The organism is Pseudomonas sp. yb_2 (assembly GCF_043103905.1).
GTDB classification, from domain to species: Bacteria; Pseudomonadota; Gammaproteobacteria; order Pseudomonadales; family Pseudomonadaceae; genus Aquipseudomonas; species Aquipseudomonas alloputida.
The window spans coordinates 1-1,288 of record NZ_JBICKH010000100.1 but is presented as its reverse complement, the minus strand read 5'-3'; the positions used below and the strand labels follow the sequence as shown (position 1 = coordinate 1,288).

General features: G+C 57.6%; 1 protein-coding gene. It reads left to right on the top strand.

What is annotated here, in order from left to right; all coding sequences use genetic code 11:
- On the top strand, positions 1-1,288 hold a 1,288-nt coding region (locus ACF8FB_RS26390), incomplete at both ends, for an IS4-like element ISPpu8 family transposase (RefSeq protein ID WP_392512514.1).

The following is a 1,288-nucleotide window of genomic DNA, read 5'->3' as shown; positions in this document are numbered from 1 at the left end:
GCCAAACTTGCCTTGGAGCAGGCCATTGCGCCGGAGTGGATCGATCAGGTTTTCGAGGAGCACCGCCAACGGCAGTATTCTCGCGAGCTGCTGTTCTCGACCATTATCAAGTTGATGTCGCTTGTTTCATTGGGCTTGAAGCCATCGCTGCATGCTGCGGCAAGACAACTGGACGACCTTCCCGTCAGCCTGGCAGCTCTGTACGACAAGATCAGTCGAACCGAACCTGCCCTGTTGCGTGCTCTGGTGACAGGCTGCGCGCAGCGCTTGGCGCCGACAATCCATGAGTTGGGCTGCTCAGCCATGCTTCCTGATTGGCAAGTTCGGGTGGTCGATGGCAGCCACTTGGCCTCTACCGAAAAGCGTCTTGGCGCGTTGCGCCAAGAGCGCGGAGCGGCTCGCCCCGGGTTTTCGGTGGTGGTTTACGACCCCGACCTGGATCAGGTAATTGACCTCCAGCCGTGCGAGGACGCCTACGCAAGCGAACGAGTTTGTGTTTTGCCGTTGCTGGCTGAAGCAAAGACCAATCAGGTTTGGATCGCTGACCGTCTCTACTGCACGCTGCCTGTAATGGAGGCGTGCGAACAGGTGAAGACATCATTTGTCATTCGCCAGCAGGCCAAGCATCCACGCTTGATCCAGGAAGGTGAGTGGCAAGCACCGATGCCCGTCGCCACAGGCACTGTGCGCGAGCAATCCATCGAAGTAAAAGGCGGGCACCGCTGGCGACGTGTCGAGTTAACGCTTCATTCACCAAACGACTCAGGTGATAACAGCTTGATGTTCTGGAGCAACCTGCCCGAGAGCATCAGTGCGCAACAGATCGCAGACTTCTATCGGCGCCGCTGGAGCATTGAAGGGATGTTCCAGCGGTTGGAAGCAATTCTGGAAAGTGAAATTGAAACCCTCGGCAGTCCGCGAGCCGCCTTGCTTGGATTCACCACTGCCGTGCTGGCATACAACGTTCTGGCCTTGCTCAAGCGAAGTGTTGAACAGGCTCACCGCGATGCCTTGCCCGAGAATTGGGAAGCCTCGATCTATCACTTGGCGGTGCAGATCAGAGGGGGTTACGAAGGCATGCAGATTGCCCTGCCATCCGAGTACATGCCCGTTGTTCCGATGGAAAACCTGGCTCAGCGCCTGCTGGAGCTGGCCAGAAACATCCAGCCCAGACAGGTTGCGAAAAGCCCACGAGGCCCCAAGGTGCTCAAAGCGAAGGCCTGGGTGCAAGGGACGGCTGTACATGCTCATGTTTCGACGGATCGGGTCATCAAAGCCGCCAAAACCA